Raw genomic sequence first — 25,576 nt, forward strand, 5'->3', positions numbered from 1 at the left:
CCGTCAGTCTGTCAGCACCGGCAGCAGCTCCGGCAGGTGTCCGTCGGACGCGGCCGCCGCGCGCCGCCGTTCCTCGGGGACCTCGCCGTACAGGGTCGTACGGGGGCGGGCCGGGCGGCCGGCCGCCTCGGCGATGGCGGTGAGGTCCTTGACGGAGCGGTACGAGCCGTAGGAGGAGCCGGCCATGCGGGAGATGGTCTCCTCCATGAGGGTGCCGCCGAGGTCGTTGGCGCCGGAGCGGAGCATCTCGGCGGCGCCGTCCGCCCCGAGTTTCACCCAGCTGGTCTGGATGTTCGGGATGTGGGGGTGGAGCAGGAGGCGCGCCATGGCGGTGACGGCGCGGTTGTCGCGGGCCGTCGGGCCGGGGCGGGCGATGCCGGCGAGGTACACGGGCGCGTTGGTGTGGATGAACGGGAGCGTCACGAACTCCGTGAAGCCGCCGGTCTCCCGCTGGATGCGGGCGAGGGTGCGCAGGTGCCCCAGCCAGTGGCGGGGCTGGTCGACGTGGCCGTACATCATCGTCGACGACGACCGGATGCCCAGCTCGTGCGCGGTGGTGATCACCTCGATCCAGGTGGCGGTCGGCAGCTTGCCCTTCGTCAGCACCCAGCGGACCTCGTCGTCGAGGATCTCGGCGGCGGTGCCGGGGATCGAGTCGAGACCGGCCTCCTTGGCGGCGGTCAGCCACTCGCGGATCGAAAGGCCCGTGCGGGTCGCGCCGTTGACGACCTCCATCGGCGAGAAGGCGTGGACGTGCATGCCGGGGACGCGGGCCTTCACGGCGCGGGCGATGTCGAAGTACGCCGTGCCGGGCAGGTCCGGGTGGATGCCGCCCTGCATGCAGACCTCGACCGCGCCGACGTCCCACGCCTGCTGGGCGCGGTCGGCGACCTGGTCCAGGGAGAGGGTGTACGCGTCGGCGTCGGTGCGGCGCTGGGCGAAGGCGCAGAAGCGGCAGCCGGTGTAACAGACGTTGGTGAAGTTGATGTTGCGGGTGACGATGTAGGTGACGTCGTCGCCGACGGCCGCCTTGCGGACGTCGTCCGCGATCCGGCAGAGCGCGTCGAGCGCCGGCCCGTCCGCGTGCAGCAGCGCGAGCGCCTGGTCGTCGGTGAGGCGCGTCGGGTCGTCGGCGGCCACCGCGAGGGCCTCGCGCACGTCGGTGTCGATGCGCTGCGGCACCATGCCGGGCGCGGCGGCCTCGCGCAGGGCCTCCCAGTCGCCGTACACCTCGTCGAAGTCGTCCCGGCGGTCGCCGGTACGCCCCTCGGTGTCGATGGTGCGGTGCAGGTCGGTGCGGCCGGAGCCCTCGCCCGACGCGGTGAAGCCCTCGTCGGGTTCCTGCCACGGCAGCCCGCGCACCGGTGCGTCGGGGTTCGCGAGGCCCGTCTCCGGGTCGGCCAGCGCCCGTACGTGCGGCAGTACACGGGGGTCGAGCCACGGCTCGCCTCGCCGTACGAACTCGGGGTAGACGCAGAGGCGTTCGCGCAGCTCGAAGCCGGCGGCCGCGGAGTGCTCGGCGAGCGCGTCGATCTGCGGCCACGGCCGCTCGGGGTTGACGTGGTCGATGGTGACCGGGGAGACGCCGCCCCAGTCGTCGATCCCGGCGCCGATGAGGCGCGCGTACTCGCCGTCGACCAGGTTCGGCGGGGCCTGGAGGCAGGCGGAGGGGCCCATGATGTGCCGGGCGACGGCGATGGTGGCGACCAGGTCGTCGAGCTCGGCGTCCGGCATGCCGCGCATCGCCGTGTCCGGCTTGGCGCGGAAGTTCTGGATGATCAGCTCCTGGATGCCGTGGTACGCGCGGGCGACGCGGCGCAGCGCGAACAGCGACTCCGCCCGCTCCTCGTACGTCTCGCCGATCCCGATGAGCAGCCCGCTGGTGAACGGCACCGACGACCGCCCCGCGTCCTCCAGCACCCGCAGCCGCACCGCCGGCTCCTTGTCGGGCGAGCCGTGGTGCGGGCCGCCCGGTTCCGACCAGAGCCGGGTCGCCGTCGTCTCCAGCATCATGCCCATGGAGGGCGCCACCGGCTTGAGCCGCTGGAAGTCGGTCCACGACATGACACCGGGGTTGAGATGCGGCAGCAGCCCGGTCTCCTCCAGGATGCGGATCGCCATGGCCCGTACGTAGGCGAGGGTGTCGTCGTAGCCGTGCGCGTCCAGCCACTCGCGCGCCTCGGGCCAGCGGTCCTCGGGCTTGTCGCCGAGCGTGATCAGGGCTTCCTTGCAGCCGAGTTCGGCGCCGCGCCGGGCGATGTCCAGCACCTCGTCCGGCGACATGAACATCCCGTGTCCCGCACGCCGCAGCTTGCCCGGCACGGTCACGAAGGTGCAGTAGTGGCACTTGTCGCGGCACAGCCGGGTGAGCGGGATGAACACGCTCTTCGAGTACGTGATGACCCCGGGCCGCCCGGCCGCCGCGAGCCCCGCGTCCCGCACCCGCGCGGCGGACGCGGCCAGCGCCTCCAGGTCCGCGCCGCGCGCCTGGAGGAGCACGGCGGCCTCCCCGGCGTCCAGAGCGACCCCGTCCCTGGCTCGTCGCAACGCCCGTCGCATGGCGTTTTCCGTGGGGCGGCTGGTGGGGTGGTCGGCGGGGCGTCCGGGCTGGTCATCAGTCATGGGCCCGAGCATACGAGCCGCCCCCGCGGCGCAGTCCCGGCTCCCGCAGGCAGCACGGCCACGGGCACGGGTACGGCCACGGGCACGGGGACCGCTACAGGTACTGCGCGTACTCGTCGAGCGCCCGCAGCACCTCCGCCTCGGGGGCGGAGGGGAGTTGGAGCACCACCTCGGTGATGCCGAGGTCCGCGAAGTGCGCGAGCTTGCCCGGGGTGGGGCTGATGCCGCACGGGACCACGCGCAGGGTCTCGGGGTCGCGGCCCGCCTTCTCCCAGACGCCGCGCAGCACGGGGAGCGTCTCGGTGAGGCCACGGCCGCCGATCGGGATCCAGCCGTCGGCGTAGTCGGCCATGTGCGCGAAGAGCTTGGGGCCCGCCGCGCCGCCGAGGAGGATACGCGGGGCGCCACCCGCCGGCTTCGGATACGCCGAGGAGGCGCGCACCGAGACGAACTCGCCCTCATACGCGGTCGGTTCCTCGGCCCACAGGGCGCGCATCAGGCCGACGAAGTCGCGGACGCGCTCGCGCCGGGTGCGCCAGACGACGCCGTGGTCCTCGGCCTCCTCGCGGTTCCAGCCGTGGCCGACGCCCAGGGTGAAGCGGCCTCCGGAGAGGTGGTCGAGGGTGGCGACCTGCTTGGCCAGGTCGATGGGGTCGTGCTGGGCGACCAGGGTGATGCCGGTGCCGAGGGTGAGCCGTTCGGTGACGGCGGCGGCCTGGCCGAGCGCCACGAAGGCGTCGAGGGTCCGTCCGTACTCGGGCGGCAGGACGCCGCCGAAGGGATACGGGGTGGTCCGCTCGACGGGGATGTGGCTGTGCTCCGGCAGGTACAGGCCGGCGAACCCGCGCTGTTCCAGCTCGCGCGCGAGGCGGACGGGGGTGATCGACTGATCGGTCAGGAAGATCGTGGTCGCGATGCGCATACGGCCAACGTATGGCGTGTGGCGGCGATTTCCGAGACCGTCGGCGTACGTTGCCGACGCGTTCACCGCGTCCGGGGAGGGTGGTCGCATGCTGGACAGGCGCGGGTTCGTGGCGGGTGCCGTGGGTCTCCTCACCGTTCCGCGGGTGAGCTTCGCGGGCGGGCGCACCGAGGTCGTCGTGCGCGGCACGCTGCCGCCCGGGTCACCCGACTACGTGTACCTGCCGGTCGAGGTGCCGAGCGGGGTACGGGAGCTGAGGGTCTCGTACGCGTACGACCGGCCCGCCGTGCCCGCCGGGACGCAGGGCAACGCGCTGGACATCGGCGTGTTCGACGAGCGCGGCACCGAGCTGGGCGGGCGCGGCTTCCGGGGCTGGTCGGGCGGCGCCCGGTCGGAGTTCTTCCTCCGCGCGGACGCGGCGACGCCCGGGTACCTGGCGGGGCCCGTCCGCGCGGGCACCTGGCACATCGCGCTCGGGCCGTACACGGTGGCGCCGCAGGGCCTGAGCTACACGGTGACGGTGGGGATCGCCTACGGCGCCGAGGGGCCGGCACCGCGGCCGGTGTACCCGCCGGAGCGGGCGCGGGGGCGCGGGCGGTCCTGGTACCGGGGCGACTGCCACCTGCACTCGGTGTACTCGGACGGCCGGCGCACCCCGGCCGAGATCGCCGCCGCGGCGCGCGCCGCCGGGCTGGACTTCCTCAACACCTCCGAGCACAACACGCACGCGGCGCACGCGGCCTGGGAGGGCCTGTGGGGCGACGACCTGCTGATCCTCACCGGCGAGGAGGTGACGACGCGGACGGGCCACGTCCTGGCCGTGGGCACCGACCCGGGCACCTTCGTCGACTGGCGCTACCGCGCCCGCGACAACCGCTTCGGACGCTTCGCCCGTGCCATCCGGCGCGCCGGCGGTCTCGTCGTACCGGCGCATCCGCACGCGACCTGCGTCGGCTGCGCCTGGAAGTACGGTTTCGCGGAGGCGGACGTGGTGGAGGTGTGGAACGGTCCGTACACGCCGGAGGACGAGGTCGCGCTCGCCGACTGGGACGCCATGCTGACCGGCGGCGCCGACTGGCTGCCGGCGATGGGCGGCAGCGACGCGCACCGCGAGCCGCAGCGGGTGGGCGAGCCGCAGACCGTCGTCCTCGCCGAGGAGCTGTCGCGCGAGGCGATCCTGGCGGGGCTGCGGGCGGGGCGGTCGTACGTCGCGGAGTCGGCGGCGGTCTCGCTCGCCTTCTCGGCGTCGGGCGGCCGCGGCGAGCACGCCGGCATCGGTGAGCGGCTGCGGGTGGCGTCACCGGACACGCCGGTGACCGTACGCCTGGAGGTGTCGGGCGCGCCGGGCTGCACCGTCCGCTTCGTCACGGACCAGGGCCTGCTGCACACGGCCCCGCTGCCCGCGTCGGGGGCGGGCGCGGTGGAGTGGACCACGACGGCCGCGTACGCCGCCTACGTACGGGCGGAGGTGCGCCACCCGGGGGCGGGGGCGGGAACGAGTGCGCCGGGCGGGCTGCCGGGCGCGCTGGCGGCCTTCACCAACCCGGTGTTCCTCGGCGAGGTCAGTCGTTCACGGCCGTGAGCAGCACCGCCGTGTCCGTCACGGCCCGCAGCCCGTGGCGCTCGTGCGGCAGCAGGTAGAGGGACCCCATGGTGAGCTCCGTGTCCCCGGACGCGGCGGTCACCGTCACCACGCCCCGCAGTACCTGGAGCGAGGAGGCGGGCGGCGGGTTGTGCTCGTCGAGCGTGGTGCCCGCGGTGAGCGCGATGACGGTCTGGCGCAGGGGCGGGTCGCGGAGGATGAGGTTGGAGCTGCGGCCGTGCTCGTCGGCGTGGGCCGCCTTCAGGTGTTCCTCGGCGATGTCGTTGAGGTCGTACATACGGTCCACCTTGCCCCGCGCCCGGTTCCTACGCATATGAAGCGCATACGGAAGGGCGGCCACCGTGCCGTCCCACGGTGGCCGCCCTTCCGGCTCAGGTGATCGTGATGCTGATGTGGGTCGTCAGTCGGCGACGACCAGCGACGGGGTCTCCTTCGTGAGGACCTCGCCCCGGAAGAAGGCCGGGCTGCGGCGCTGCATGATCAGCATGAGGACCGCGCCGAGGAGCAGCAGGCCGACGCCGATGACGAAGACGGAGCCGACGCCCGCGATGGAGCTGCCGCTGCCGTACGCCGGGTCGAGCGTGTCGTACAGCGTCTTGCCGAAGACGCCGGCGAGCATCAGGCCGCCGAGGAGCGGCAGGACGCCCTTGTAGAGCGTGTCCTTGACGGACTTGCCGAGCTCCTTGCGGAAGTACCACGCGCAGGCGAAGGCGGTCAGCGAGTAGTAGAAGCAGATCATGAGGCCGAGGGCGTAGATGGTGTCCGTGAGGACGTTCTCGCTGACCAGCGTCATGACCGTGTAGAAGACGCCGGTGCCGACACCCGCGATGACGGTGGCCTTGCCGGGGACCTTGTGCTTCGGGTGGACCTTGGCGAGGGAGGCGGGCATGGCCTCGTAGGTGGCCATCGACAGGACCGTGCGGGCGACCGGGATGAAGGTGGTCTGGAGGCTCGCGGCGGCCGAGGCCAGGACGGCGACGAACAGCGCGCCGGCGAGGAACCAGGAACCCATGACCGGCTCGGCGAGCGCGGCGAAGACGTTGTCGGAGGTCTCCTCGTTGGCGAGGCCGAGGCCCTCGGTGCCGGAGCCGACGGCCATCTGGGCGGCGACGCCGACGATCAGGTACGAGCCGATGAGGACGATCATCGAGATCATCGCGGCGCGACCGGGGGTCTTGGCGCTGCCGACGGTCTCCTCGTTCGCGGTGAGGCAGGTGTCCCAGCCCCAGTACATGAAGATCGACAGGGAGAGGCCGGCGGTGAAGGCGGCGAAGGAGTCGATCCCGAACGGGTTCAGCCAGGAGAGGGAGAAGTCCACGCCGCTGGGGAACGCCCCGCTGCCGGCCTTCTGGAACGCCAGGACGGCGAAGACGACCAGGACCACCATCTGGAGGCCCACGAGGGCGTACTGGATGGCCTTCGTCGCGGTCATACCGCGGTAGCTGACCCAGGTCGCGAGGGCGACCAGGACGAGGACGGTGGCGATGTGGGCGTACTTGTTGCCGTCCAGTGCCGCGATCTGTTCGCTACCGGTGAGGTGGCCCGCCAGGAGCCAGAAGTACGTGGTGGCGACGCCGGCGAGGTTGGAGAGGACGATGATCGTCGCGATCAGCAGGCCCCAGCCGCACATCCAGCCGATCTTGGGGCCGAAGGCCTTCACGGTCCAGGTGAAGGAGGTGCCGCAGTCGGGCATCGCCTTGTTGAGCTCGCGGTACGCGAAGGCGACCAGGAGCATGGGGAGGAACCCGGCCAGGAAGATGGCCGGCATCTGGACGCCGACCTCGCCGGCCGTGGTGCCGAGGGTCGAGGTCAGACAGTAGACGGGGGCCACCGTCGAGATGCCGATGACGGCGCTGCCCACCAGGCCGACGGAGTTTCCGCTGAGGCCCTTCGTCTTGATGTCGTGGTCGCCGGTCGCGGCGACGCCCCTTACCGTGTCTCCAGCCATGGGCTGTGCTTCCACCTGAGTCATAGGAGGGACGTTAGGCGCTGCGGTTTCCACATCCGGAAGATCGGAATCCGTGATCTTCGCCTTGCATTGCGAGGCAGCGGGCGCCTGACCGTCAAGGATTCAAAGACCCCTCAGGCTGAGGCCGACCGATTGACAGGCGACCCGAAGGCCGTTCGATATACGGGAACCGCAGCTGTGTCCGTTTTACCCCTTTCCAAAATTTCCCAAGACTTTTTTCGGCCGTTGAGGAACCTTCTTTCGGCCAGACGCGTCCGCCGCCATGGACGGCCGGTGGGTGTTGCCGAACCGGCAAAGATCGTTGCCGTACGAGGGAAAACGCGGTGAGGTGGGCCCATGGCATCCCAGCCCCCCGAACGTCGGCCTTCCGCCGACCGGACCCCCGCCGACCGGTCCTCCGCCGACCGGTCCTCCGCCGACCGGTCCTCCGGCATCGCCGACGTCCTCGCCGACGTCGGGCCGCGCCTCAGGCGCCTGCGTACCCGGCGCGGCGTCTCCCTCACCGCACTGTCCGAGGCCACCGGCATCTCCAAGAGCACCCTGTCCCGCCTGGAGAGCGGACAGCGCCGCCCCAGCCTGGAGCTGCTGCTGCCCATCGCCCAGGCCCACCAGGTCCCGCTCGACGAACTCGTCGGCGCCCCCGAGGTCGGCGACCCGCGCGTCCGCCTCGCACCGCGCCACGCGCACGACGGCAAGGTGGTGGTCCCGCTGACCCGGCAGCCGGGGCCGCTCCAGGCGCTGAAGGTCGTGATCCCGCCCGACAAGAGCGAGCCCGAACCGCGCGTGCACGAGGGATACGAGTGGCTGTACGTCCTCTCCGGGCGGCTCCGGCTGGTGCTGGCCGAGCACGACCTGATCCTGGGCGCGGGTGAGGCGGCGGAGTTCGACACGCGGATGCCGCACTGGTTCGGCTCCACCGGCGACGGGCCCGTGGAGATCCTCAGCCTGCTCGGCCGCCAGGGGGAGCGCATGCACTTCCGCGCCAAGCCGCGCGGCGCGCGGGCGCGGGACGCGTCCGCCTGACTCGCCGGCTCCGGGCGACTCCGGCTGGCTCCGACCGGCTCCGGCTGGAGGACTTGTCACGACCTTGTGCAGAGCGTCACCCCCTGCTGACGCATACGCCATCGACAAGGCAGACTGTCGAGGGCGAATCCAGCGGTACGGGGCAGGGGGAGCTATGGACCGTGAAGACGGGCCGCGAGTGCCGGAGCAGCGACGCGCTCCGCGTACGGGTCCCGCCGACACACGCGGCGACCTGCGCTTCGCCGTGCTCGGACCCGTCCGCGCCTGGTACGACGGAGAACCCCTGCCCTCCGGGTCGCCGCAGCAGCGGGCCCTGTTCGCCGCGCTGCTGCTGCGCGACGGCCGCACCGCCACGGCCGCCGAGCTGATCGACGCCATCTGGGGCGACGAACCGCCCTCGCAGGCGCTCGCGGCGGTGCGGACGTACGCCTCGCGCCTGCGCAAGGTGCTGCCGGACGGCGTGCTCGTCAGCGAGTCCGGCGGGTACGCCATCCGCGGCCGCTCCGACGCCCTCGACCTCAACGTCGCGCAGGAGCTCGCCGCCGAGGCCGAGAAGGCCCGGGCGGCCGGCGAGCGGGGCCAGGCGCGGGTCCTCATCAACAAGTCGCTGGGCCTGTGGGACGGCGAGCCCCTCGCCTCCGTACCCGGCCCGTACGCCGAGACGCAGCGCGCCCGCCTGGAGGAGTGGCGGCTGACGCTCCTGGAGACCCGGCTGGACCTGGACCTGGAGTGCGGGCACCACGCGGAGGCGGTCTCCGAGCTGACCGCCCTGACCGCCGCGCACCCGCTGCGCGAGCGGCTGCGGGAGCTGCTGATGCTGGCGCTGTACCGCAGCGGGCGGCAGGCGGAGGCGCTCGCCGTGTACGCCGACACGCGCCGGCTCCTCGCCGACGAGCTGGGCGTGGACCCGCGCCCCGAGCTGTCGCGGCTCCAGCAGCGCATCCTGTGCGCGGACGAGGAGCTCGCCTGCCCCGTCGAACAGCCGCCCGCCGTGCCCACCCCGTCCCGCCCGGCGCAGCTGCCCGCCACGGTGCCGGACTTCACCGGCCGGGCCGCGTTCGTACGGGAGCTGGGCGACCGGCTGGCGACCGCCGAGGGCTCGGTCATGGCCGTGTCGGCGCTCGCGGGCATCGGCGGCGTCGGCAAGACGACCCTCGCCGTGCACGTCGCGCACGAGGCGCGGCCGCACTTCCCGGACGGCCAGCTGTACGTCGACCTGCAGGGCGCGGGCGCGCGGGCGGCCGAGCCCGAGACCGTGCTCGGTGCCTTCCTGCGCGCCCTCGGCACGCCGGACTCCGCCATCCCGGACACGCCGGAGGAGCGCGCCGCCCTCTACCGCTCCACGCTCGCCGGGCGGCGGGTGCTGGTCCTCCTCGACAACGCGCGCGACGCCGCCCAGGTGCGGCCGCTGCTGCCCGGTACCGCCGGCTGCGCGGCCCTCGTCACCAGCCGCGTCCGCATGGTCGACCTCGCAGGCGCGCACCTCGTGGACCTCGACGTGATGTCGCCGGAGGAGGCGCTCCAGCTCTTCACGAAGATCGTCGGGGTGGAGCGGGTGCACGCGGAGCGCGAGGCGGCGCTCGACGTCGTGGCCGCGTGCGGCTTCCTGCCCCTCGCCATCCGCATCGCCGCCTCCCGCCTGGCGGCACGCCGCACGTGGACGGTCTCGGTCCTCGCGGCCAAGCTCGCCGACGAGCGCCGCCGGCTGGACGAGCTCCAGGCGGGCGACCTCGCCGTGAAGGCCACCTTCGAGCTGGGCTACGGCCAGCTGGAGCCCGCCCAGGCCCGCGCCTTCCGCCTTCTGGGGCTCGCCGACGGCCCCGACATCTCCCTCGCGGCCGCGGCGGTGGTCCTGGACCTCCCCCTCCACGACGCCGAGGACATCCTCGAGTGCCTGGTCGACACCTCCCTCCTGGAGTCCGCCGCCCCGGGCCGCTACCGCTTCCACGACCTCGTACGCCTCTACGCGCGCTCGTGCGCGGAACGCGACGAGCAGCCGCCGTCGGAGCGGGAGAGCGCGATGTCGCGGCTGCTGGACTTCTACCTGGCGACGGCGGCGCGGGTGTACGCCGTGCAGCGGCCGGGCGACCGCATGGTGGACCACCTGAAGCCCGCCGCCTACCCGGGCCTGGAGTTCACCGACCGCCACCAGGCGCTGGACTGGCTGTACACCGAGGCCAACTGCCTGCTGGCGTGCGCACGCCAGTCGACGGCCGGGCCCCGGCTCTCCACCGCGGTGGACCTCCTCTGGGCCGCCCAGGACCTCGCGGAGTCCGGCGCCAACTCCAAGGTGTACGAAACCGCCGCCCGCGCCGCGCTGGAGGCCGCCGTCGCCGTCGGGGACCCCCGCGTCGAGGCGCGGGCCCGGACCTCGATGACCAACGTCCACCTGGTCGCGGGGCGGTACGAGGAGGCGGACCGGGAGGCGGAGAAGGCCTCGCACCTCGGGCTCGCGGCGCAGGACCCGGCGCCGGTGTACTGGGCCGACAACGACCGGGGCATCATCGCCGCCATACAGGGGCGCCACGAGGACGCCGAGGGGCACCTGGTCAAGGCGATGGAGAGGTGCCGCCTCGACGGCAACCAGCCCGGCGAGGCCAGCGCCCTGTGCAACCTCTCCCGCATCCGGCTCTCCAACGGGCGGGTCGAGCAGGCGATCTCCCTCGCCCGGCAGGGCGCGGACCTCTACGAACAGATAGGGCACACCCTCCGCCTGGCCAACGCCCGGTACGCCCTGGGCATGGCGCTGACCCGGGCGCGCCGCCATGCGGAAGCCCTGGCGGAGCTGGACAAGGCGCTGCACGGCTTCGAGACGAACCGGCAGCGGTTGTGGGCGGGGACGACCCACTTCCGCATCGCGGAGGCCCACCTGTCGGCCCGACGCGCGGCCCAGGCCGCCCAGCACGCGGAGCAGGCGCTCGCCATCGGCTGCATGGGCGGCGACCGCACCCGTGGCAACGTCCTGACCACGCTCGGGAAGGCGCTGGACAGCCTCGGCCAGATGGACCGTGCGCGCGCCTGCTGGCGGGAAGCGCTCGCCCTGCACGAGCAGTCGGGCGCTCCGGAGGCCGAGGAGGTCCGGGACCTCCTCGCCGACCTCACCATCGCCTGAGGCTCCGATCAGGGCGTTCATCAACCGTTTATCGCCCTCCGGCATGCTCGTCACCAGTCGATCCGTCGCGACGGGGGAGCGGACGGATCGCCGGGACCTCCAGCTCGGGGGGGCAAGCGGTCCCCTAATCTTCTGTCCGGCGGCCCTCGGGGGAGTCGCCGGGCAGAAGACAGCTCACACCAGCACAGCGATCCCACGGGGGAAACAACATGAGCGGTTCCGAGAAGAAGAACCTCGACGACATCACCACCATGGGCGACCACCACATGCCGGCGCCGCCGGCCAAGGAGCCCGCCGTCACGACCCTGGGCGACCACCACATGCCGGCCCCGCCGGCCAAGGACCCCGCCGTCACCACCGACGAGACCATCACCACCATGGGCGACCACCACATGCCGGCGCCGCCGGCCAAGTAGACCTTCACCCACGAGGTGCGGCCGCGGCGGTGCGGAGGGGGAGCCGCCGCGGTCGCCGGACGGGGCACACATGAGGGGCCGGACCTTCGGGTCCGGCCCCTCGGCGTTCCCCGTCCTGTGGCGGCGGCCCCGGGGCGGGCGTAGCGTCGGGGGCGAGAGCCTGACCGCAAGGAGGCCGACGATGATCCGCAACGTCATCGGCAGCGTCCTCGCTCTCGTCGGAGCGACGGCCGCCGTCTGGAGCCCCTTCCGTGCCTGGTACGACGGCCGTCTCGGACGCCATTTCCGCGTCGCCGACCTCTTCAGCGGCATCAGCGACAGCCGCTCGGAGCTGTGGGTCTCGATCCTGCTGCCGCTCGCCTTCGGCGCGCTGGTGGCGCTCGTCGGGGTCGTGCTGCGGTCGCGGGTGCTGGTCGGGCTGGCCGCGTGCGTCGTCCTGGGCTTCACCGTCCTGTGGATGGTGCGGCAGGCGCAGGTCGCGGACGGGCTCGCGTTCGACGACCCCGGCAGCGCCGGGCTGGGCTGGGGCGTGGTCGTCGCCCTGGTCGGCGGGGCGCTGTTGCTGCTCGGCGCCGCGGTGATGGCCGGCCGTCCGCGCCGGCGCCGCACGGCGTACGCCGAGGGCCCGCCCCCGCACGACGACGGGTACGACGACGGGTACGACGACAGGCACAACGACAGGTACGGCGACAGGTACGGCGACAGGTACGGCGAGCCCGGCCCCGAAGGGCCGGGACCTCCGCACCGCCCCTAGGGCGTGGCGCTCCGCCCCGTCGCCGTGCCCTTCACCGCGTCCAGCGCGTACACGCACCGGTCCTTGCTGCACGCGTAGACGACACCGCCGCGCGCCACCAGCGAGCCGGTGATCTCGCCGCCCGTGGTGAGCTTCCAGCGCAGCTGGCCGCCGCTCGCGTCCAGGGTGTACAGGACGTGGTCCGCCGAACCGAAGTGGAGGCGGCCGTCGGCGACGACCGGGCTGCCGATGATGCTGCCGCCCGCCGCGAAGCGCCACTTCGGGGTGCCGGTGACCGCGTCCAGCGTGTAGACCGCGCTGCCGCTGCCGACGTGGATGTTCCCGTTCACGACGAGGACGGGATCCGTCGCCGGGCGGGACTCGGTGGCGATGCGCCAGCGGTCCTTGCCGGTCGTGGCGTCGAGCGCGTACACCGTGCCGAGGTAGTCGGCGAGGTACACGCCGCCGCCGGTGACCGCCGGGCCCGGGGCGAAGGCGGGCGGCGAAAGGAAGACCGCCGGGGCCTCGAAGTGCCAGCGGACGCGGCCGGACATGGTGTCGACGGAGAGCACGCGGGTCCCGGCGGCGACGTAGACGTATCCGTCCTCCGCCGGGGTGACGCGCACCGGTACGCCGCCGCAGGAGGCGGCGTCGCCGATCGGGTACGACCAGCGCTCGGTGCCCGTGCGGGCGTCGAGCGCGCGCAGGCGGGCGTCCTGCCAGACGTAGACGGTGTCGCCGTGGAGGGCCGGGCCGCCCTCGGGCGTCTCGAAGTCGGTCTGGGCTCCGGTGATCTCCCACAGCTTCGCGCCGTTGGAGGCCTCCCAGCCCTGGACGCCGCCGCCGCGCGTGGCGGTGACGACCGTGCCGCGGTCGACCCGGAGGGCGTACACCCAGGCGTCGGTCATCAGCCGCCACCGCTCGCTGCCGTCGAGGGCGTCGAGCGCGTACAGGGACGGCCCGTCGGAGGCGTGGATGCGGCCTCCGGCCACGGCCATGGACCAGGCCACGTCCCGCGTCTTGAACTGGCGGCGGCCACTCGCCACGTCCAGGGCGTGCACCTCGAAGGAGGTGACGTAGAGCAGGTCGCCGTCGACGACGGGCGTGCCCCACACGTCGTTCGACATGCGGAAACGCCAGGGGCGCCAGTGGCCGGGCCCGGCGTTCTCGGGCGCGGGCGGCGGGGCCTGCGCGGGCGGGGCCGACGGGAGCGGCGGGCCGCTGGGCGGGGCGGGGTCGGCGCCGTTCGTCAGGCCGCCGGGCGGGCGGACCCAGCCGGTGGTCGAGGGCCCGGCGGAGCCCGCCGCGGCGAGCGCGGTGCGCGTGTCGGAGACCCGTGGCCCGGGGCCGATGGGGACCCGGGCGCCGGGGAGCTGCACCGGTGCGGCGGGGGCGGGAGCGGCGGCCGCCCCGGCCGGCCGCGCGGGCGGCGCCATCTGGCCCGTACGGGGATCGACGGCGCCACGGCCCCCACCGCTGCGGCCGTCGGCGCCGTCGGCGCGCCAGGCCGCGTCCCAGTCCCGGCCGGGCGCGGGGGCCTGGGCGGGCGGCGCCTGCGGTGCGGGCGGCGCGGGTGGTGCGGGGGCCGGGGGCGGCGGGGTGCTCGGGCGGCCACCCCGGCGGGCCTCGATCATCGCGGTCGCCCGGGCGGGCAGCCACGCCGACGCCGTACCGCTGTCGTCGCTGCCGCCGAAGAGGTGCGGCGCCAGCTGGGCCTGGAGGTCGGCGGGCGTGGGCCGCAGCGCGGCCTCCATCTGCATGCAGGACTCGATCAACGGCCGCAGCTCGTCCGGCAGCCCCTCCAGGTCCGGGCCCTCGCGCAGCAGCATGAAGACCGTCTCCACCGGGTTCGCCCCGTGGTACGGCGCGTGCCCGGTCGCCGCGAAGACCAGCGTGGAGCCGAGCGAGAAGACGTCGCTCGCGCCCGTCACGCTACGCGAGTCCTTCGCCTGCTCGGGTGACATGTACGCAGGCGTGCCCACGGCGACGTTGGTCATCGTCAGCCGGGTGTTGGAGACGCCGGACGCGATGCCGAAGTCGATGACGCGCGGCCCGTCCTCCACGACGAGCACGTTGGACGGCTTGAGGTCGCGGTGGACGAGACCGGCGCCGTGGATGGACTGGAGGGCCTCGGCGATGCCCGCCGCCAGCCAGCGCACGGCCGGAGCGGGCAGGGGCCCGCACTCGTTCACTATCTCCTCGAGGGAGGGTGCGGGGACGTACGCCGTGGCCAGCCACGGCACCGCCGCCCTCGGGTCGGCGTCCACCACGGCCGCCGTGTAGAAGCCGGACACCGCCCGCGCGGCCTCCACCTCCCGCGTGAAGCGGACGCGGAACAGCTGGTCCTCGGCGAGCTCGGTCCGTACGGTCTTGATCGCCACGCGCCGCCCCGACGCCGAGCGCGCCAGATAGACCAGGCCCATGCCGCCGGCACCGAGCCGGCCCAGCACCTCGAAGGGACCGATCCGCCTCGGGTCGTGCTGCGTGAGCTGCTCCACTTGCCTGCCACCTCCCCGTAGGGGCCATCAAGGTACGGCCCCGTCGCCCCTGATTCTTCCTGTCCGAGGCGGTGGTTGCGAACCCGGGGGCGGATCGGGGTGTCTCACCTCGATCCGGACACCCCCGTGAGGGTTTCAGGCGGCCTTGGGCTCGGCGAGCACGGCGAAGACCGCTCCCTGGTTGTCGGCGAGGACCGCGATCCTGCCGTACGGGGTGTCGAACGGCTGCTCGGTGACGCGGCCGCCGAGGCGCTGGGCGGCCGCGGCCGTGTCGTCGCAGTCCTCGACGGCGAAGTAGACGAGGAAGTGGGCGGGCATCTCGGCCGGGAAGGCATCGGTGATCACGCTGCGCCCGCCGATGGCGTTCTCGTCGCTCGCCTGCGTACCGGCGGGGGACCAGACGCGGAAGTCGATCGAGGCGTCGTCGAGGTCTCGCACCTGGAAGCCGAAGACGGTCTCGTAGAAGGAGTCGACGGGGTCCTTCTGGCGCGTGTAGACCTCGGTCCAGCAGAAGGAGTTCGGCTCGCCCTGCTTCTCGAAGCCGTTGTGCGTCCCGGCCTCCCACAGGCCGAAGACGGCGCCACCGGGGTCGACGGCGAGCGCCATCGTCCCGTACGCGCCGACGGGCACGGGGTTCGTCACGATGCGGCCGCCCGCGTCCAGGATGCGGCGGCTGGTGGCCGCGGCGTCGGGGGTGGCGAAGTAGACGCCCCAGACGGTGGGCATCCGGCCGTCCCGCTTGGGAGCGAGGCCGGCGACGCGCTTTTCGTCGCTGTAGGCGTTGGTGTAGTCACCGTGGGCTTCGTCGCCGCCGTCGAACGTCCAGCCGAAGAGCTCGCCGTAGAAGCGCTTGCCCGCTGCGAGGTCGGGGAGCAGCACGTCCACCCAGCACGGCGTGCCCTCTGTGAATGCGGCCATGGAGCTGATCCCTTTCCTCGTCGGGCCCCACAGTCAAGTTAACGGCGCGCCGCCGGTACCGCTCGCTTGTCCACGGACGTTTTCCACAGCCTGTTGATAATCTTACTTGGCTGGAAACCGCCCTTCGAGGCAGTCAGGACGGGCCCGACCGGGCCCGGAGCCGCCCACGGCGGAGAATCCCTGCCCACAGGCCCATATGGGCTCTCCGCGGCTACCCGAGGACACCCGCGGACGGTGCGTGAAGGGTCCCGCGAGAGCCCCGCACCCCATTTGCAGTCGGCCGAATAGCGCCCTGATCCCCCCTCGGTAAGCTGACGGCATGACAGGACAAGTACGCACCGTCGACGGCCGTGTGGCCGGCCGACGCGGCCAGGCGACGCGGCAGAAGCTGCTCGACTGCCTCAGCGAGATGCTCCGCTCCTCGCCGTACCGGGACGTCAAAGTCATCGACGTGGCCCGGAAGGCGGGCACGTCCCCCGCGACCTTCTATCAGTACTTCCCCGACGTCGAGGGCGCCGTCCTCGAGATCGCGGAGGAGATGACGAGGGAGGGCGGGGCCCTCTCCGACCTCGCCTCCGGCCGCACCTGGGTCGGCAAGGCGGGATGGCAGTCGTCGGAGGAACTGGTCGAGGGGTTCCTCGACTTCTGGCGCAAGAACGACGCCCTACTGCGGGTGGTGGACCTCGGCGCCGCGGAGGGCGACAAGCGGTTCTACAAGCTCCGCATGAAGATCCTCGGCTCGGTCACCAGCTCCCTCACCGACGCGGTCAAGGAGCTCCAGTCCAAGGGCCGGGTCGACAAGGACGTCAACCCCGCGGCGATCGCGGGAGCCCTGGTCGCGATGCTGGCGGCGGTCGCCTCCCACCAGAAGGCGTTCCAGACCTGGGGCGTGAAGCAGAACGAACTCAAGCCCAACCTCGCGCTGTTGGTGCACCTCGGCGTCACCGGCAAGAAGCCCACGAAGTAACACCCCTCCCGTCCCGTTTCCTGTCGTCGCCCGTCCTGTCACGCGCCGGCGGCGGCCGGTCCTCGCGCCCGCCCGCCGCCGGCGTTCCTCTGGGCGACGCCCACCGGCGCGGATGATGTCCCCATGACAGAGCGCTTCCACGAAACCCTCCGCTCGCTGCGCGTGTGGGACACCGAGCTGCCCGCCTTCGACCCGGACACCGCGCCCACGGCGCCGCTGCCGCTGTTCCACGCGTGGTTCACGGCCGCGGCGGACGCCGGGCAGACCGAGCCGCACACGATGGCGCTGGCCACCGTCGACGCCGACGGGCACCCCGACGTACGGACGGTGATGCTGCACGACGCGGACGAGCGCGGCTGGCACTTCGCCTCCCACTCCACCAGCGCCAAGGGCCGCCAGCTGGCGGCCACTCCGCACGCCGCGGTCCACTTCTACTGGCCGGTCCAGGGCCGCCAGGTCCGCGTCCGCGGCCGCGTGACCCCCGCCCCCGCCGAGGAGGCGTACGCCGACCTGCACGCCCGTACGACCGGAGCGCTGGCGGCCGCGCTGGTGGGCCGCCAGAGCGAGGTGCTGGACTCCCCGGCCACGCTTGCGGAGGCGGGCGAAGCGGCCTGGGCGCGGGCGGAGGCGGAACCGGACGCGGACGTGAAGACCTGGACGCTGTACGTACTCGACCCCGACGAGGTCGAGTTCTTCCAGGGCGACGCCCGCCGCCGCCACGTACGCCTCCGCTACCGGCGGACCGGGGCCGCATGGGAGCGAGAGCTGCTCTGGCCGTAGGTTCCGTCCCGAGCGGCGCAACCCCACGGTCCTCCCCGACGTCGACATGTATGACCGCAACGACCGAGGGGGATACGCATGGCCGTCACGCTGGGCGAGGAGATCACGCTGCTGTCGCTGGACGACGCGTCGGGTGCCCCGAAGGAACGGTCGTCCGCCGCGTGGGCGGTCGCGGGCGGCATCCTGCTGGAGCTGGCCATGGCGGGGCGCGTCACCGTGACCGACGGGCGGCTGACCGTGGCCGACGCCACGCCGACGGGAGACGCCCTGCTCGACGGGCGCCTGCGGCTGCTCACGGAGTGGACGCGGCGCAACCGCGGGCGCAAGGTCACCGACTGGCTGACCAAGGACCAGTCGAAGGCGGCGCAGGCGACGGTGGAGAGCCTGTGCGCGCGCGGCCTGGTGGTCGAGGAACGGCACCGGGCGTTCGGGCTCTTCCCGCTGCGGCGCTACCCGGAGGCCGACGGCTCGGTGGAGCGCGAGCTGCGCGAGCGCCTCGCGTCCGTGGTCCTGGAGGGCGCGCAGCCGGACGACCGCACCAGCGGCCTCGTCGCCCTGCTCCACGCGGCGCGCCTGCACCGCCTGGCCTTCCCCGAGCTGCCGCGCAAGCAGGTCGAGGCCCGCATGGCGGAGATCGCCGAGGGCCAGTGGGCGGGCGACGGCGTCCGCGAGGCCATCCGGAACATGCAGGCGGCAATGGTGGCCATCACCGTGGTCACCGCCGCCACCGCCGCACTCTGACGTCAACCCGCCGCCGCCCCACGGTCAGACGGGCTTGCGCGCCTCGATCAGGAACCGGGAGGAGTGCGCGACGAACGGTCCCTCCGCCTCGATGCGCTCGTGCAGCTCGCGCAGCTTGTCGCGGTAGGCCTCGACGGTGAAGCCGGGGACCATCCAGATGACCTTGCGCAGGAAGTAGACGACCGCGCCGATGTCGTGGAACTCGGTGCGCAGCCGCTCGCTGCGCAGGTCGACGATCTCCAGGCCGGCGGCGCGGGCGGCCGCGCTCTCGTCGTCGGGGTGGCGGGCCCGGCGGATCTCCTCGGGCTGGGGGCCGAGGAAGAACTCGACCAGCTCGAAGACGCTCGCGGGCCCGACGTGCTGCGCGAGGTACGAGCCGCCGGGCCGCAGCACCCGCGCGATCTCCGTCCACCACACGGTCGCCGGGTGCCGGCTCGTCACCAGGTCGAACGCCCCGTCCGCGAACGGCAGCGGCGGCTCGTCCGGATCCGCGACGACGACCACGCCGCGCGGGTGGAGCAGACGGGTCGCCTTGATGATGTTGGGCGGCCACGACTCGGTGGCGGCCATCGTGGGCGGGAACCTCTCGGCCCCGGCGAGGACCTCGCCGCCGCCGGTCTGGATGTCCAGCGCGGCGGCCACGCCGGGGTCGGCGAGCCGCTCGCTCATCAGCCGCTGGTACCCCCACGAGGGGCGCTGCTCGGTGGCCCGGCCGTCCAGCCAGGAGAAGTCCCAGCCCTCCACCGATACGGTGTCGGCCTCGGCCACCAGGTCGTCGAAAGTGCGTGTCACGCACCCCATTCTGTGCCGAGGGGGCCGGGGCCGCGATCCGTTATCGCGGCGCCTCACGCGACGGCGAGGACCTTCCGGCGGCGGATCACCAGGGACATCAGGGCCGCCGCCGCGCACAGGGCGCCCGAGGCGTACCAGACCACGTCGTACGAGCCGAAGACGTCGCGCGCCGCGCCGCCCGCGAAGGCCACCAGGGCCGCGCCGACCTGGTGGGAGGCGAGCACCCAGCCGAAGACGATGGCGCTGTCGTCGCCGTAGTGCTCACGGCACAGGGCGATCGTCGGCGGCACGGTGGCCACCCAGTCCAGGCCGTAGAAGACGATGAAGAACACCATCGGCGGGTGCACGGACGGCGCCAGCAGCATCGGCAGGAACAGCAGCGAGACACCGCGCAGCGCGTAGTACACCGCCAGCAGCCGCCGCGCCTCGAAGCGGTCGGTGAACCAGCCGGAGGCGATGGTGCCGACGACGTCGAAGACGCCGATCACCGCGAGCAGCGAGGCGGCGGCCGTGATGGGCATGCCGTGGTCGTGCGCCGCCGGGACGAAGTGCGTCTTCATCAGGCCGTTCGTCGAGGCGCCGCAGATCGCGAAGGTGCCGGCGAGCAGCCAGAACGGGCCGGTGCGGGCGGCCGAGAAGAGGATGGTGACGGCGCGGCGGGCCGCCCCCGGGACGGGCGCGGGCTTGGCGACGAACTCCGGTGCCCCGTACGGCGCGAGGCCCACGTCCGCCGGGTGGTCGCGCAGCAGCAGCCAGACGAAGGGGACGACGGCGAGCGCGGACAGCGCGACCGTGACCGCGGCCGGCCGCCAGCCCTCGTGCTCCACCAGCCAGGACAGCAGCGGCAGGAAGACCAGCTGCCCGGAGGCTCCGGCCGCCGTGAGGACGCCCGTCACCAGGCCGCGCCGGGCCGTGAACCACCGGTTGGTGACGGTCGCGGCGAAGGCGAGCGCCATGGAGCCACTGCCGAGCCCGACGAGGATGCCCCAGAACAGCACGAGTTGCCACGCCGCCGTCATCCACACGGTGAGCAGCGAGCCGGCCGCGATGACGCTCAGCGCGACGGCGACGACGCGGCGGATGCCGAACCGGTCCATCAGCGCGGCCGCGAACGGCGCCGTCAGGCCGTACAGCGCGAGGTTGACGGAGACGGCGAAGCCGATCGTGCCGCGCGACCAGTCGAACTCCCGGTGCAGCGGCTCGATCAGCAGGCCGGGCAGCGAGGCGAAGGCGGCCGCGCCGATGATCGTCACGAAGGTGACGGCGGCGACGAACCACGCGCGGTGGATGCGGGGCGGGCGAGGAGGACGGACGCCGGGACGGGGAAGGGCGTCGGGGGCTACGGCCTGTTCGGGCGTTGTCTGGGTCACGTCACCCACCTTGCCGGGCCGTTGAAGCGCCGACCATTGGCCCGAATGACAGCTTTCACTATGATCGGGCCATGGCCCTTCCGCAGCGGCACCGCGTCGTCGTCCTCGCCCTCGACGGTCTCCTCCCCTTCGAACTGGGCATTCCCCACCGCATCTTCGGCCTCGCCAGGACCGACGAAGGCCACCGCCTGTACGAGACGATCACGTGCGGTGTCACCGGCGCGCCCGTGCAGACCAATGCCGACTTCGCCATATCCGTCGCCCACGGACCCGAGCTGCTCGCCACCGCCGACACCGTCGTCGTCCCCGCCTCGTACGAACTGGGCCCGGTCTACGAGGAGGGCAGGCTCTCCGGTGAACTGGCCGCCGCGCTCGCCCACATCCGGCCCGGCACCCGCCTCGTCGCCATCTGCACCGGGGGGTACGTGCTCGCCGCCGCCGGGTTCCTCGACGGGCGGCCGGCCACCACCCACTGGGCGCACGCCGACCACTTCCAGCGGCTCTTCCCCACGATCAGGGTCGACGCGGACGTGCTGTTCATCGACGACGGCGACGTCCTGACCTCCGCCGGGGTGGCCGCCGGTATCGATCTGTGCCTGCACATCGTGCGCCGCGACCACGGCGCGGCCGTCGCCAACGACGTCGCGCGCCGCACCGTCGTACCGCCGCACCGGGACGGCGGCCAGGCGCAGTACATCCAGCGCCCGGTGCCCGAACCGGCGCAGCGGGCCACGACGACCGACGCGCGCGCCTGGGCGCTGGCCCACCTCCACGAGCCGGTCCAACTGCGCGACCTCGCCGAGCGGGAGGCGATGAGCGTCCGCACCTTCACGCGCCGCTTCCGCGAGGAGGTCGGCGTGAGCCCGGGCCAGTGGCTCACCCAGCAGCGCGTCGAACGCGCCCGCCACCTGCTGGAGTCGACCAACCTCTCCATCGACCAGGTGGCCACGGACGCCGGGTTCGGCACCGCCCAGTCGTTGCGCCAGCACTTCCAGGCCGCGCTGGGCGTCCCGCCGACGGTCTACCGGCGTACGTTCCGCACGGGCGGAGACGGAACCGGGAAGGGTGGCGGCGCACTCGTGCGCACCCCGAGCACGGCACGGCGGCCGCCACCGCGGCGATCCGCGTTCGCCGAGGACGAGGACACGGGTGTCGTCACGTCCTCGGCGTCCCCTCGCCGCGTATCACCGATCCCAGAGTGATCAGGCGGCCACGCGACGTCAACGGCTATTCGAGGGGTGCACCGTGCGGGGCCTGGGTGTGACGGCGCACGAAGGCTCGAAAGCCCCCGGCTCACGCGCCCCTCGGGTCACCACGGGTGCGCCCCGGTCGACCTCGCACCAGATGCGCTTGCCGGCCCCCTCGGCCTGCCAGCCCCACCGGTCGGCGAGGCCGTCGACCAGTTCCAGGCCCCGCCCGTTGGTGTCGTCGCCGTCGGCGTGGCGGGGGCGCGGCGGGCAGGAGCTGCGGTCGGCGACCTCCACCCGTACCGTCCCGGCGTCGGCGGAGCCGGCCCCGAAGAGCATGCGCAGCACGGCCGGACAGCCGGTGTGCACGACGGCGTTGGTGACGAGCTCCGAGATGAGCAGCACCAGCGTCTCGGCCAGCGGCTCGTCCTCCCCTATCCCGGAACCGGCGAGCCGGGACCGCGCCCATCTACGTGCGCGCCCCACCTCCGCGGGATCGGGTCCGATCTCCAACTGAACCTGAAGCACCTGCACCGCTCACACCATCCGAACCGGCGGACACATCGCCTCGCGCCTCACAGCGACCACAGCCGAAACAGCCGTCACTGAACGTGATTTCCCTGTGGGACAGCATGGTTGACGTACAGTCACCGCAACAAGCGCTTCGGGCATATTCCCGCGCGAAGGAGTACGGGTAGGGCATACTGTGCGACGCACACGGCGGGTAGTCGAACAGGGGCGCGCATCGGCGCCGGAACGCCCCGGTCTGTGCACCACTCGCATCTCACCGAGCGTACCGGAGCGGGAGGGCGGCCCGGGGTTGTGACGGGTGCGGCGAGGACACAACCCGGTATCGGCGCGCGGTCACTGGCGGTGACCGTCGCGCGCTCCCCCGGCCCGTCAGCCCTCCGGCGTGACGAAGTAGCGGGCGAAGGCCGTGACCGCCTCCTCCGGGTCGACGCTCCCGCTGCGGTCCACGTCCAGCGACTCCGCCGTCAACGCCGCGGTGTGCGGCTCGACTCCGAGGACCCGCAGGGCGCGCTCCAGCCCGTCGACCTCCGCGCGGCCGTCGCCGTCACGGTCGGCGACCGCGAGCACGGCGCACACGAAGGGCCGGGCGATCTCGGCGAACCGGTCCGGGTTGTCCCGCAGGCGCTTGACGGCACCGTGGACGAACTCCGCCCGCGTCACCCGCTGGTCGCCGTCGACGTCGGCGATGCCGGCCAGTCCCTGCCAGAACGCCTCCGCCCCGACCGACAGCGCCTGGCCCTTGCCCGAGCGGAACGGGGTGCCGAACGCGTCGAGCAGCCGGGAGGCCGCGGTGGTGAAGTCCTCGCGGGAGATATACCCGTTGCCGTCCTGGTCGAAGGCGTCGAACCGGTCGGCGATCCGGCGCTGGTACAAGTCCTCTGCGTCCATGCCCGGGAGGGTACGTCGCGAAGGGGGCGGCGTCACGCGGAGAGCGGCTCCGCCTCGTCGGCGGTGGCCGCGTCGACGTCCGCGTACACGGCGAACAGCCGCCGTACGCCCAGGGCCGCGAGGACCCGGTTGACGTGGGACCCGTCGACGGCGCCCTGCGCGGGGAGTATCAGGCGCAGCCGGCCGCGGCAGGAGTGCAGCAGGCGGCGGGCGGCGATGAGCACGCCGACGCCGCTGGAGTCGCAGAACAGCACCTGGGACAGGTCCAGGACGACGTCGTGGCGGCCGGCGGCGACGGCGTCGTGGACACGGCGGCGGATCACGGGCGAGGAGACCAGGTCCAGTTCGCCGCTGATGTGCAACACGGTCCAGGCGCCGTGCTCGGCTTCGTTCACCGTGAGCGTCGTCACGCGCCGCACCTTTCGTCGTCGAACCGGAGGCGTCGCTTCCTTTCGCGGGCTGCTGCCCAGCCCGCCCGCGCTGAAACCCCCTTCGCACGGTCTGACGGTTTCCTGGGCAAAGGCGGGTGCGTTGTCCGTGGCGCCCACTACATTCGAAAGGAGTCGGACCGGGAGGGCTCCGTATGGCGAAGGACACACCACCGCGCTGGGACCGCAGGATGCAGCAGCGCCTCGCGCGCGGCGAGGCGGCCGCGCTGGGTGAGCTGTACGACCGGTTCGCCTCGCTCGTCCACAACACCGCGCACCGCGTCCTCGCCGACGAGGACGCCGCCGACCAGGTGACGCGCGAGGTCTTCGGCTACGTGTGGGAGAACCCCGACGCGTACGACCCGCGCCGCGAGGGCTCCATGCGCTCGTGGATAGCGCGGCTCACCCGCAGCCAGGCCGTGCACCGGCTGCGGCAGGCGGAGGCGGCGGCGTTCACGGAGCGCGGCGAGGGCACGCCGGAGGAGCTGGAGCAGAAGGTGCGGCGCGCGGCCGTGGCCGCCCGCGCGGACTACATCGTGCAGTCGATGCCGGCGCCGCTGCGCCAGGCGCTGGAGCTGGCGTACTTCCAGCGCCGGGACTACCGCCAGACGGCCGCCGACCTCGGCGTGACGGAGGACGAGGCCCGGCGCCGGCTGCGCCTGGGGCTGCAGTTGCTCTCCACGGCGAACACCCGGCCGGTGGACGGGCGGGCGCTGTGACGGGGCCTCTGGACGGCGGCAGCCGGGACGACGGGGAGGACGAGGTGCGGGGCGCGCCGCGCATACCGGCACCGCGCCGAGCCGCCGACGACTACGACCCGCTGCCTCCGCCGCCCGCTCGGGAGCCCGGGCCCGTACCGGAGGCGCAGCCCGCACGGGAGACGGGGCCCGCTCGGGAGCCCGGGCCGGCGCCGTCGTCGCCCTCGTCGCCACCGGCGCTGCCGCACACGGTGCTCAAGTCGCTGCTGGGCGCGTGGGCGCTGGCGGCCTGCTCGGTCGAGGAGACGGCGGCCGTCGAGGCCCACCTGACCGAGTGCGCGCCGTGCGCGGACGAGGCGCTGCGGCTGCGTGACGCGGTGGCGCTGCTCCACCACGAGCGGGACCTGGACCTCGACCCGCTGCTGCGCTCGCGCGTGCTGGAGAACTGCCTGGGCCGCCGCCCCGCCCGCATCCCGGTGCCCGACTGGGCCGGCCCGTACGACGCGGAGACCGCGCGGCTCGACGCGCTGCTGCGGGACATCGGTGACGCGGACTGGCACGCGCCGGTGCGGCTCAAGTGGTTCGAGCAGGAGCGGCAGGTCGGCCGCCGGACGACGGTGGCCGGGGTCATCGGGCACCTCCTGGCGGTGGACGGGCTGGTCAGATCGGCGCTCGGCCTGGGCGACCCGCTGGTGGCGGAGGCCCCGGGCAAGCCGCCGGGCCCGCCCACGCCGGTCGACCCGTCGGAGCGCACCGAGGCGTACTGGCGCGCCGCACACCACCCGCCCACGCGCGCGATCCGCGAGCCGTGGCGCGACCAGAGCCACACGCTGATCCGCACGGTCTCCTTCGCCGGGCACGGCGTCGGGGAGCTGTCCGTGTCGTACGGCGACTTCGCGCTGCCGATGCGGGACTCGCTGCTCGACCGGGCCTTCGAGTGCTGGGTGCACGCGGTGGACATCGCCAACGCCGTCGACTACCCCTACGAGCCGCCCAGCGGGACGCACCTGCACAGCATGATCGACCTCGCGGCGCGCCAGCTGCCGGCCGCGCTCGCCCACCGCCGCCGGGCAGGGGTCGCGGCCCCGCCCCGCCGGCTGGTCGCGGCCGGCTCCCCGGGCCGCTCGCTCCACCTGGAGGTCGAGGGCTCCGGTGGCGGCCACTGGTACATCGCGCTGGACTCCCCGGCGGCGGTGGGGTGCGCCGAGGAGTCGGTCGCGCTGGTGGCGCTGGACGCGGAGGAGTTCTGCCAGCTGGTGGCGGGCCACGTCTCCCCGGAGGAGGCGGCCGTGGGCCAGGACGGCGACCGCGAGGCCATCAAGGACGTGCTCTTCGCCGCGGCCTCCCTGAGCCGGCTGTAGCCGACCGGCCCGGGAGG

22 protein-coding genes are annotated in these 25,576 nt (G+C 73.5%); 11 read left to right on the top strand and 11 right to left on the bottom strand.

What is annotated here, in order from left to right; translation table 11 throughout:
* Nucleotides 1–3: 3 nt before the first annotated feature.
* Nucleotides 4–2,622, bottom strand: coding sequence for a bifunctional FO biosynthesis protein CofGH (locus ACZ42X_RS23860; RefSeq protein ID WP_468293615.1), 2,619 nt, complete (start codon nt 2,620–2,622; stop codon nt 4–6).
* 94 nt (nt 2,623–2,716) lie between these two features.
* A complete protein-coding gene (locus ACZ42X_RS23865) occupies nt 2,717–3,544 on the bottom strand; it encodes an LLM class F420-dependent oxidoreductase (RefSeq protein ID WP_468293619.1) in 828 nt (275 codons plus the stop codon).
* An 88-nt stretch (nt 3,545–3,632) separates the two neighbouring features.
* Here ACZ42X_RS23865 and ACZ42X_RS23870 point away from each other — a divergent pair, with 88 nt between their 5' ends.
* Nucleotides 3,633–5,126 carry a CehA/McbA family metallohydrolase gene (locus ACZ42X_RS23870; protein ID WP_468293623.1) on the top strand — a complete coding sequence of 498 codons (1,494 nt, stop codon included), beginning with the start codon at nt 3,633–3,635 and terminating at the stop codon, nt 5,124–5,126.
* On the opposite strand, the gene ACZ42X_RS23875 is transcribed toward ACZ42X_RS23870, so the two are convergent.
* Nucleotides 5,107–5,424, bottom strand: a complete 318-nt coding sequence (locus tag ACZ42X_RS23875) for a cupin domain-containing protein (protein ID WP_468293626.1) — start codon at nt 5,422–5,424, stop codon at nt 5,107–5,109. The two genes, ACZ42X_RS23870 and ACZ42X_RS23875, sit on opposite strands and share 20 nt — an antisense overlap.
* 123 nt (nt 5,425–5,547) lie before the next feature.
* The gene (locus ACZ42X_RS23880) at nt 5,548–7,119 is read right to left on the bottom strand and encodes an APC family permease (protein ID WP_468293629.1); all 1,572 of its coding nucleotides are present in this window, start codon (nt 7,117–7,119) and stop codon (nt 5,548–5,550) included.
* Nucleotides 7,120–7,452: 333 nt separating this feature from the next.
* Here ACZ42X_RS23880 and ACZ42X_RS23885 point away from each other — a divergent pair, with 333 nt between their 5' ends.
* The 4 genes from ACZ42X_RS23885 to ACZ42X_RS23900 all read left to right on the top strand — a co-directional run bounded on the left by ACZ42X_RS23885 (nt 7,453) and on the right by ACZ42X_RS23900 (nt 12,421).
* Complete coding sequence (locus tag ACZ42X_RS23885) at nt 7,453–8,139, top strand: helix-turn-helix domain-containing protein (RefSeq protein ID WP_468293632.1); 687 nt, start codon at nt 7,453–7,455, stop codon at nt 8,137–8,139.
* Nucleotides 8,140–8,293: 154 nt separating this feature from the next.
* The gene (afsR, locus tag ACZ42X_RS23890) at nt 8,294–11,251 is read left to right on the top strand and encodes an SARP-family global regulator AfsR (protein WP_468293635.1); all 2,958 of its coding nucleotides are present in this window, start codon (nt 8,294–8,296) and stop codon (nt 11,249–11,251) included.
* A gap of 209 nt (nt 11,252–11,460) precedes the next feature.
* Nucleotides 11,461–11,667, top strand: a complete 207-nt coding sequence (locus ACZ42X_RS23895; RefSeq protein WP_468293639.1) for a sigma-like protein — start codon at nt 11,461–11,463, stop codon at nt 11,665–11,667.
* 181 nt (nt 11,668–11,848) lie between these two features.
* Nucleotides 11,849–12,421, top strand: a complete 573-nt coding sequence (locus tag ACZ42X_RS23900) for a hypothetical protein (RefSeq protein ID WP_468293642.1) — start codon at nt 11,849–11,851, stop codon at nt 12,419–12,421.
* Here ACZ42X_RS23900 and afsK read toward each other — a convergent pair.
* Both afsK and kbpA read right to left on the bottom strand, forming a co-directional pair.
* A complete protein-coding gene (gene afsK / locus ACZ42X_RS23905) occupies nt 12,418–14,898 on the bottom strand; it encodes a protein serine/threonine kinase AfsK (protein WP_468293645.1) in 2,481 nt (826 codons plus the stop codon). The two genes, ACZ42X_RS23900 and afsK, sit on opposite strands and share 4 nt — an antisense overlap.
* 135 nt (nt 14,899–15,033) lie before the next feature.
* Complete coding sequence (kbpA, locus tag ACZ42X_RS23910; RefSeq protein ID WP_468293648.1) at nt 15,034–15,816, bottom strand: AfsK-binding protein KbpA; 783 nt, start codon at nt 15,814–15,816, stop codon at nt 15,034–15,036.
* 319 nt (nt 15,817–16,135) lie between these two features.
* Between kbpA and ACZ42X_RS23915 the strand changes: the two genes are divergently transcribed.
* From ACZ42X_RS23915 to ACZ42X_RS23925, 3 genes are all read left to right on the top strand, one after another.
* Nucleotides 16,136–16,783: a TetR family transcriptional regulator gene (locus ACZ42X_RS23915; RefSeq protein WP_468293651.1), complete on the top strand. Its 648-nt coding sequence runs from the start codon at nt 16,136–16,138 to the stop codon at nt 16,781–16,783.
* 123 nt (nt 16,784–16,906) lie between these two features.
* Entirely contained in the window at nt 16,907–17,563 is a 657-nt protein-coding gene (locus ACZ42X_RS23920; protein WP_468293653.1) for a pyridoxine/pyridoxamine 5'-phosphate oxidase, read from the top strand.
* Nucleotides 17,564–17,641: 78 nt separating this feature from the next.
* Nucleotides 17,642–18,304, top strand: a complete 663-nt coding sequence (locus ACZ42X_RS23925; RefSeq protein WP_468293656.1) for a GOLPH3/VPS74 family protein — start codon at nt 17,642–17,644, stop codon at nt 18,302–18,304.
* Between the two features lie 24 nt (nt 18,305–18,328).
* On the opposite strand, the gene ACZ42X_RS23930 is transcribed toward ACZ42X_RS23925, so the two are convergent.
* Together ACZ42X_RS23930 and ACZ42X_RS23935 are read right to left on the bottom strand one after the other, a co-directional pair.
* Nucleotides 18,329–19,105 carry a class I SAM-dependent methyltransferase gene (locus tag ACZ42X_RS23930; RefSeq protein ID WP_468293659.1) on the bottom strand — a complete coding sequence of 259 codons (777 nt, stop codon included), beginning with the start codon at nt 19,103–19,105 and terminating at the stop codon, nt 18,329–18,331.
* A gap of 44 nt (nt 19,106–19,149) precedes the next feature.
* Nucleotides 19,150–20,466: an MFS transporter gene (locus ACZ42X_RS23935; RefSeq protein ID WP_468293662.1), complete on the bottom strand. Its 1,317-nt coding sequence runs from the start codon at nt 20,464–20,466 to the stop codon at nt 19,150–19,152.
* 71 nt (nt 20,467–20,537) lie between these two features.
* On the opposite strand from ACZ42X_RS23935, the gene ACZ42X_RS23940 reads away from it, so the two are divergent.
* Nucleotides 20,538–21,668: a GlxA family transcriptional regulator gene (locus ACZ42X_RS23940; RefSeq protein ID WP_468293665.1), complete on the top strand. Its 1,131-nt coding sequence runs from the start codon at nt 20,538–20,540 to the stop codon at nt 21,666–21,668.
* A gap of 18 nt (nt 21,669–21,686) precedes the next feature.
* Here ACZ42X_RS23940 and ACZ42X_RS23945 read toward each other — a convergent pair whose 3' ends face one another.
* From ACZ42X_RS23945 to ACZ42X_RS23955, 3 genes are all read right to left on the bottom strand, one after another.
* On the bottom strand, nt 21,687–22,187 hold the full coding sequence (locus ACZ42X_RS23945; RefSeq protein ID WP_468293667.1) for an ATP-binding protein: 501 nt from the start codon (nt 22,185–22,187) through the stop codon (nt 21,687–21,689).
* 366 nt (nt 22,188–22,553) lie between these two features.
* Nucleotides 22,554–23,072 (bottom strand): EF-hand domain-containing protein, encoded by a 519-nt coding sequence (locus ACZ42X_RS23950; protein ID WP_468293670.1) that lies wholly within the window; start codon nt 23,070–23,072, stop codon nt 22,554–22,556.
* A gap of 32 nt (nt 23,073–23,104) precedes the next feature.
* A complete protein-coding gene (locus ACZ42X_RS23955; RefSeq protein ID WP_361417768.1) occupies nt 23,105–23,482 on the bottom strand; it encodes an STAS domain-containing protein in 378 nt (125 codons plus the stop codon).
* Nucleotides 23,483–23,655: 173 nt separating this feature from the next.
* On the opposite strand from ACZ42X_RS23955, the gene ACZ42X_RS23960 reads away from it, so the two are divergent.
* Nucleotides 23,656–24,219 carry a sigma-70 family RNA polymerase sigma factor gene (locus ACZ42X_RS23960; RefSeq protein WP_468293673.1) on the top strand — a complete coding sequence of 188 codons (564 nt, stop codon included), beginning with the start codon at nt 23,656–23,658 and terminating at the stop codon, nt 24,217–24,219.
* Nucleotides 24,216–25,559, top strand: a complete 1,344-nt coding sequence (locus tag ACZ42X_RS23965; protein ID WP_468293676.1) for a maleylpyruvate isomerase N-terminal domain-containing protein — start codon at nt 24,216–24,218, stop codon at nt 25,557–25,559. The genes ACZ42X_RS23960 and ACZ42X_RS23965 overlap by 4 nt, the downstream gene beginning before the upstream one ends.
* Nucleotides 25,560–25,576: the final 17 nt, after the last annotated feature.

This window comes from Streptomyces sp. NPDC030862 (genome assembly GCF_055571835.1).

Coding starts and splice junctions, on each gene's coding strand:
- ACZ42X_RS23860 (WP_468293615.1), bottom strand. CDS start 2,622: ATGACTGATGACCAGCCCGGACGCCCCGCCGACCACCCCACCAGCCGC.
- ACZ42X_RS23865 (WP_468293619.1), bottom strand. CDS start 3,544: ATGCGCATCGCGACCACGATCTTCCTGACCGATCAGTCGATCACCCCC.
- ACZ42X_RS23870 (WP_468293623.1), top strand. CDS start 3,633: ATGCTGGACAGGCGCGGGTTCGTGGCGGGTGCCGTGGGTCTCCTCACC.
- ACZ42X_RS23875 (WP_468293626.1), bottom strand. CDS start 5,424: ATGTACGACCTCAACGACATCGCCGAGGAACACCTGAAGGCGGCCCAC.
- ACZ42X_RS23880 (WP_468293629.1), bottom strand. CDS start 7,119: ATGACTCAGGTGGAAGCACAGCCCATGGCTGGAGACACGGTAAGGGGC.
- ACZ42X_RS23885 (WP_468293632.1), top strand. CDS start 7,453: ATGGCATCCCAGCCCCCCGAACGTCGGCCTTCCGCCGACCGGACCCCC.
- afsR (WP_468293635.1), top strand. CDS start 8,294: ATGGACCGTGAAGACGGGCCGCGAGTGCCGGAGCAGCGACGCGCTCCG.
- ACZ42X_RS23895 (WP_468293639.1), top strand. CDS start 11,461: ATGAGCGGTTCCGAGAAGAAGAACCTCGACGACATCACCACCATGGGC.
- ACZ42X_RS23900 (WP_468293642.1), top strand. CDS start 11,849: ATGATCCGCAACGTCATCGGCAGCGTCCTCGCTCTCGTCGGAGCGACG.
- kbpA (WP_468293648.1), bottom strand. CDS start 15,816: ATGGCCGCATTCACAGAGGGCACGCCGTGCTGGGTGGACGTGCTGCTC.
- ACZ42X_RS23915 (WP_468293651.1), top strand. CDS start 16,136: ATGACAGGACAAGTACGCACCGTCGACGGCCGTGTGGCCGGCCGACGC.
- ACZ42X_RS23920 (WP_468293653.1), top strand. CDS start 16,907: ATGACAGAGCGCTTCCACGAAACCCTCCGCTCGCTGCGCGTGTGGGAC.
- ACZ42X_RS23925 (WP_468293656.1), top strand. CDS start 17,642: ATGGCCGTCACGCTGGGCGAGGAGATCACGCTGCTGTCGCTGGACGAC.
- ACZ42X_RS23930 (WP_468293659.1), bottom strand. CDS start 19,105: ATGGGGTGCGTGACACGCACTTTCGACGACCTGGTGGCCGAGGCCGAC.
- ACZ42X_RS23940 (WP_468293665.1), top strand. CDS start 20,538: ATGGCCCTTCCGCAGCGGCACCGCGTCGTCGTCCTCGCCCTCGACGGT.
- ACZ42X_RS23950 (WP_468293670.1), bottom strand. CDS start 23,072: ATGGACGCAGAGGACTTGTACCAGCGCCGGATCGCCGACCGGTTCGAC.
- ACZ42X_RS23960 (WP_468293673.1), top strand. CDS start 23,656: ATGGCGAAGGACACACCACCGCGCTGGGACCGCAGGATGCAGCAGCGC.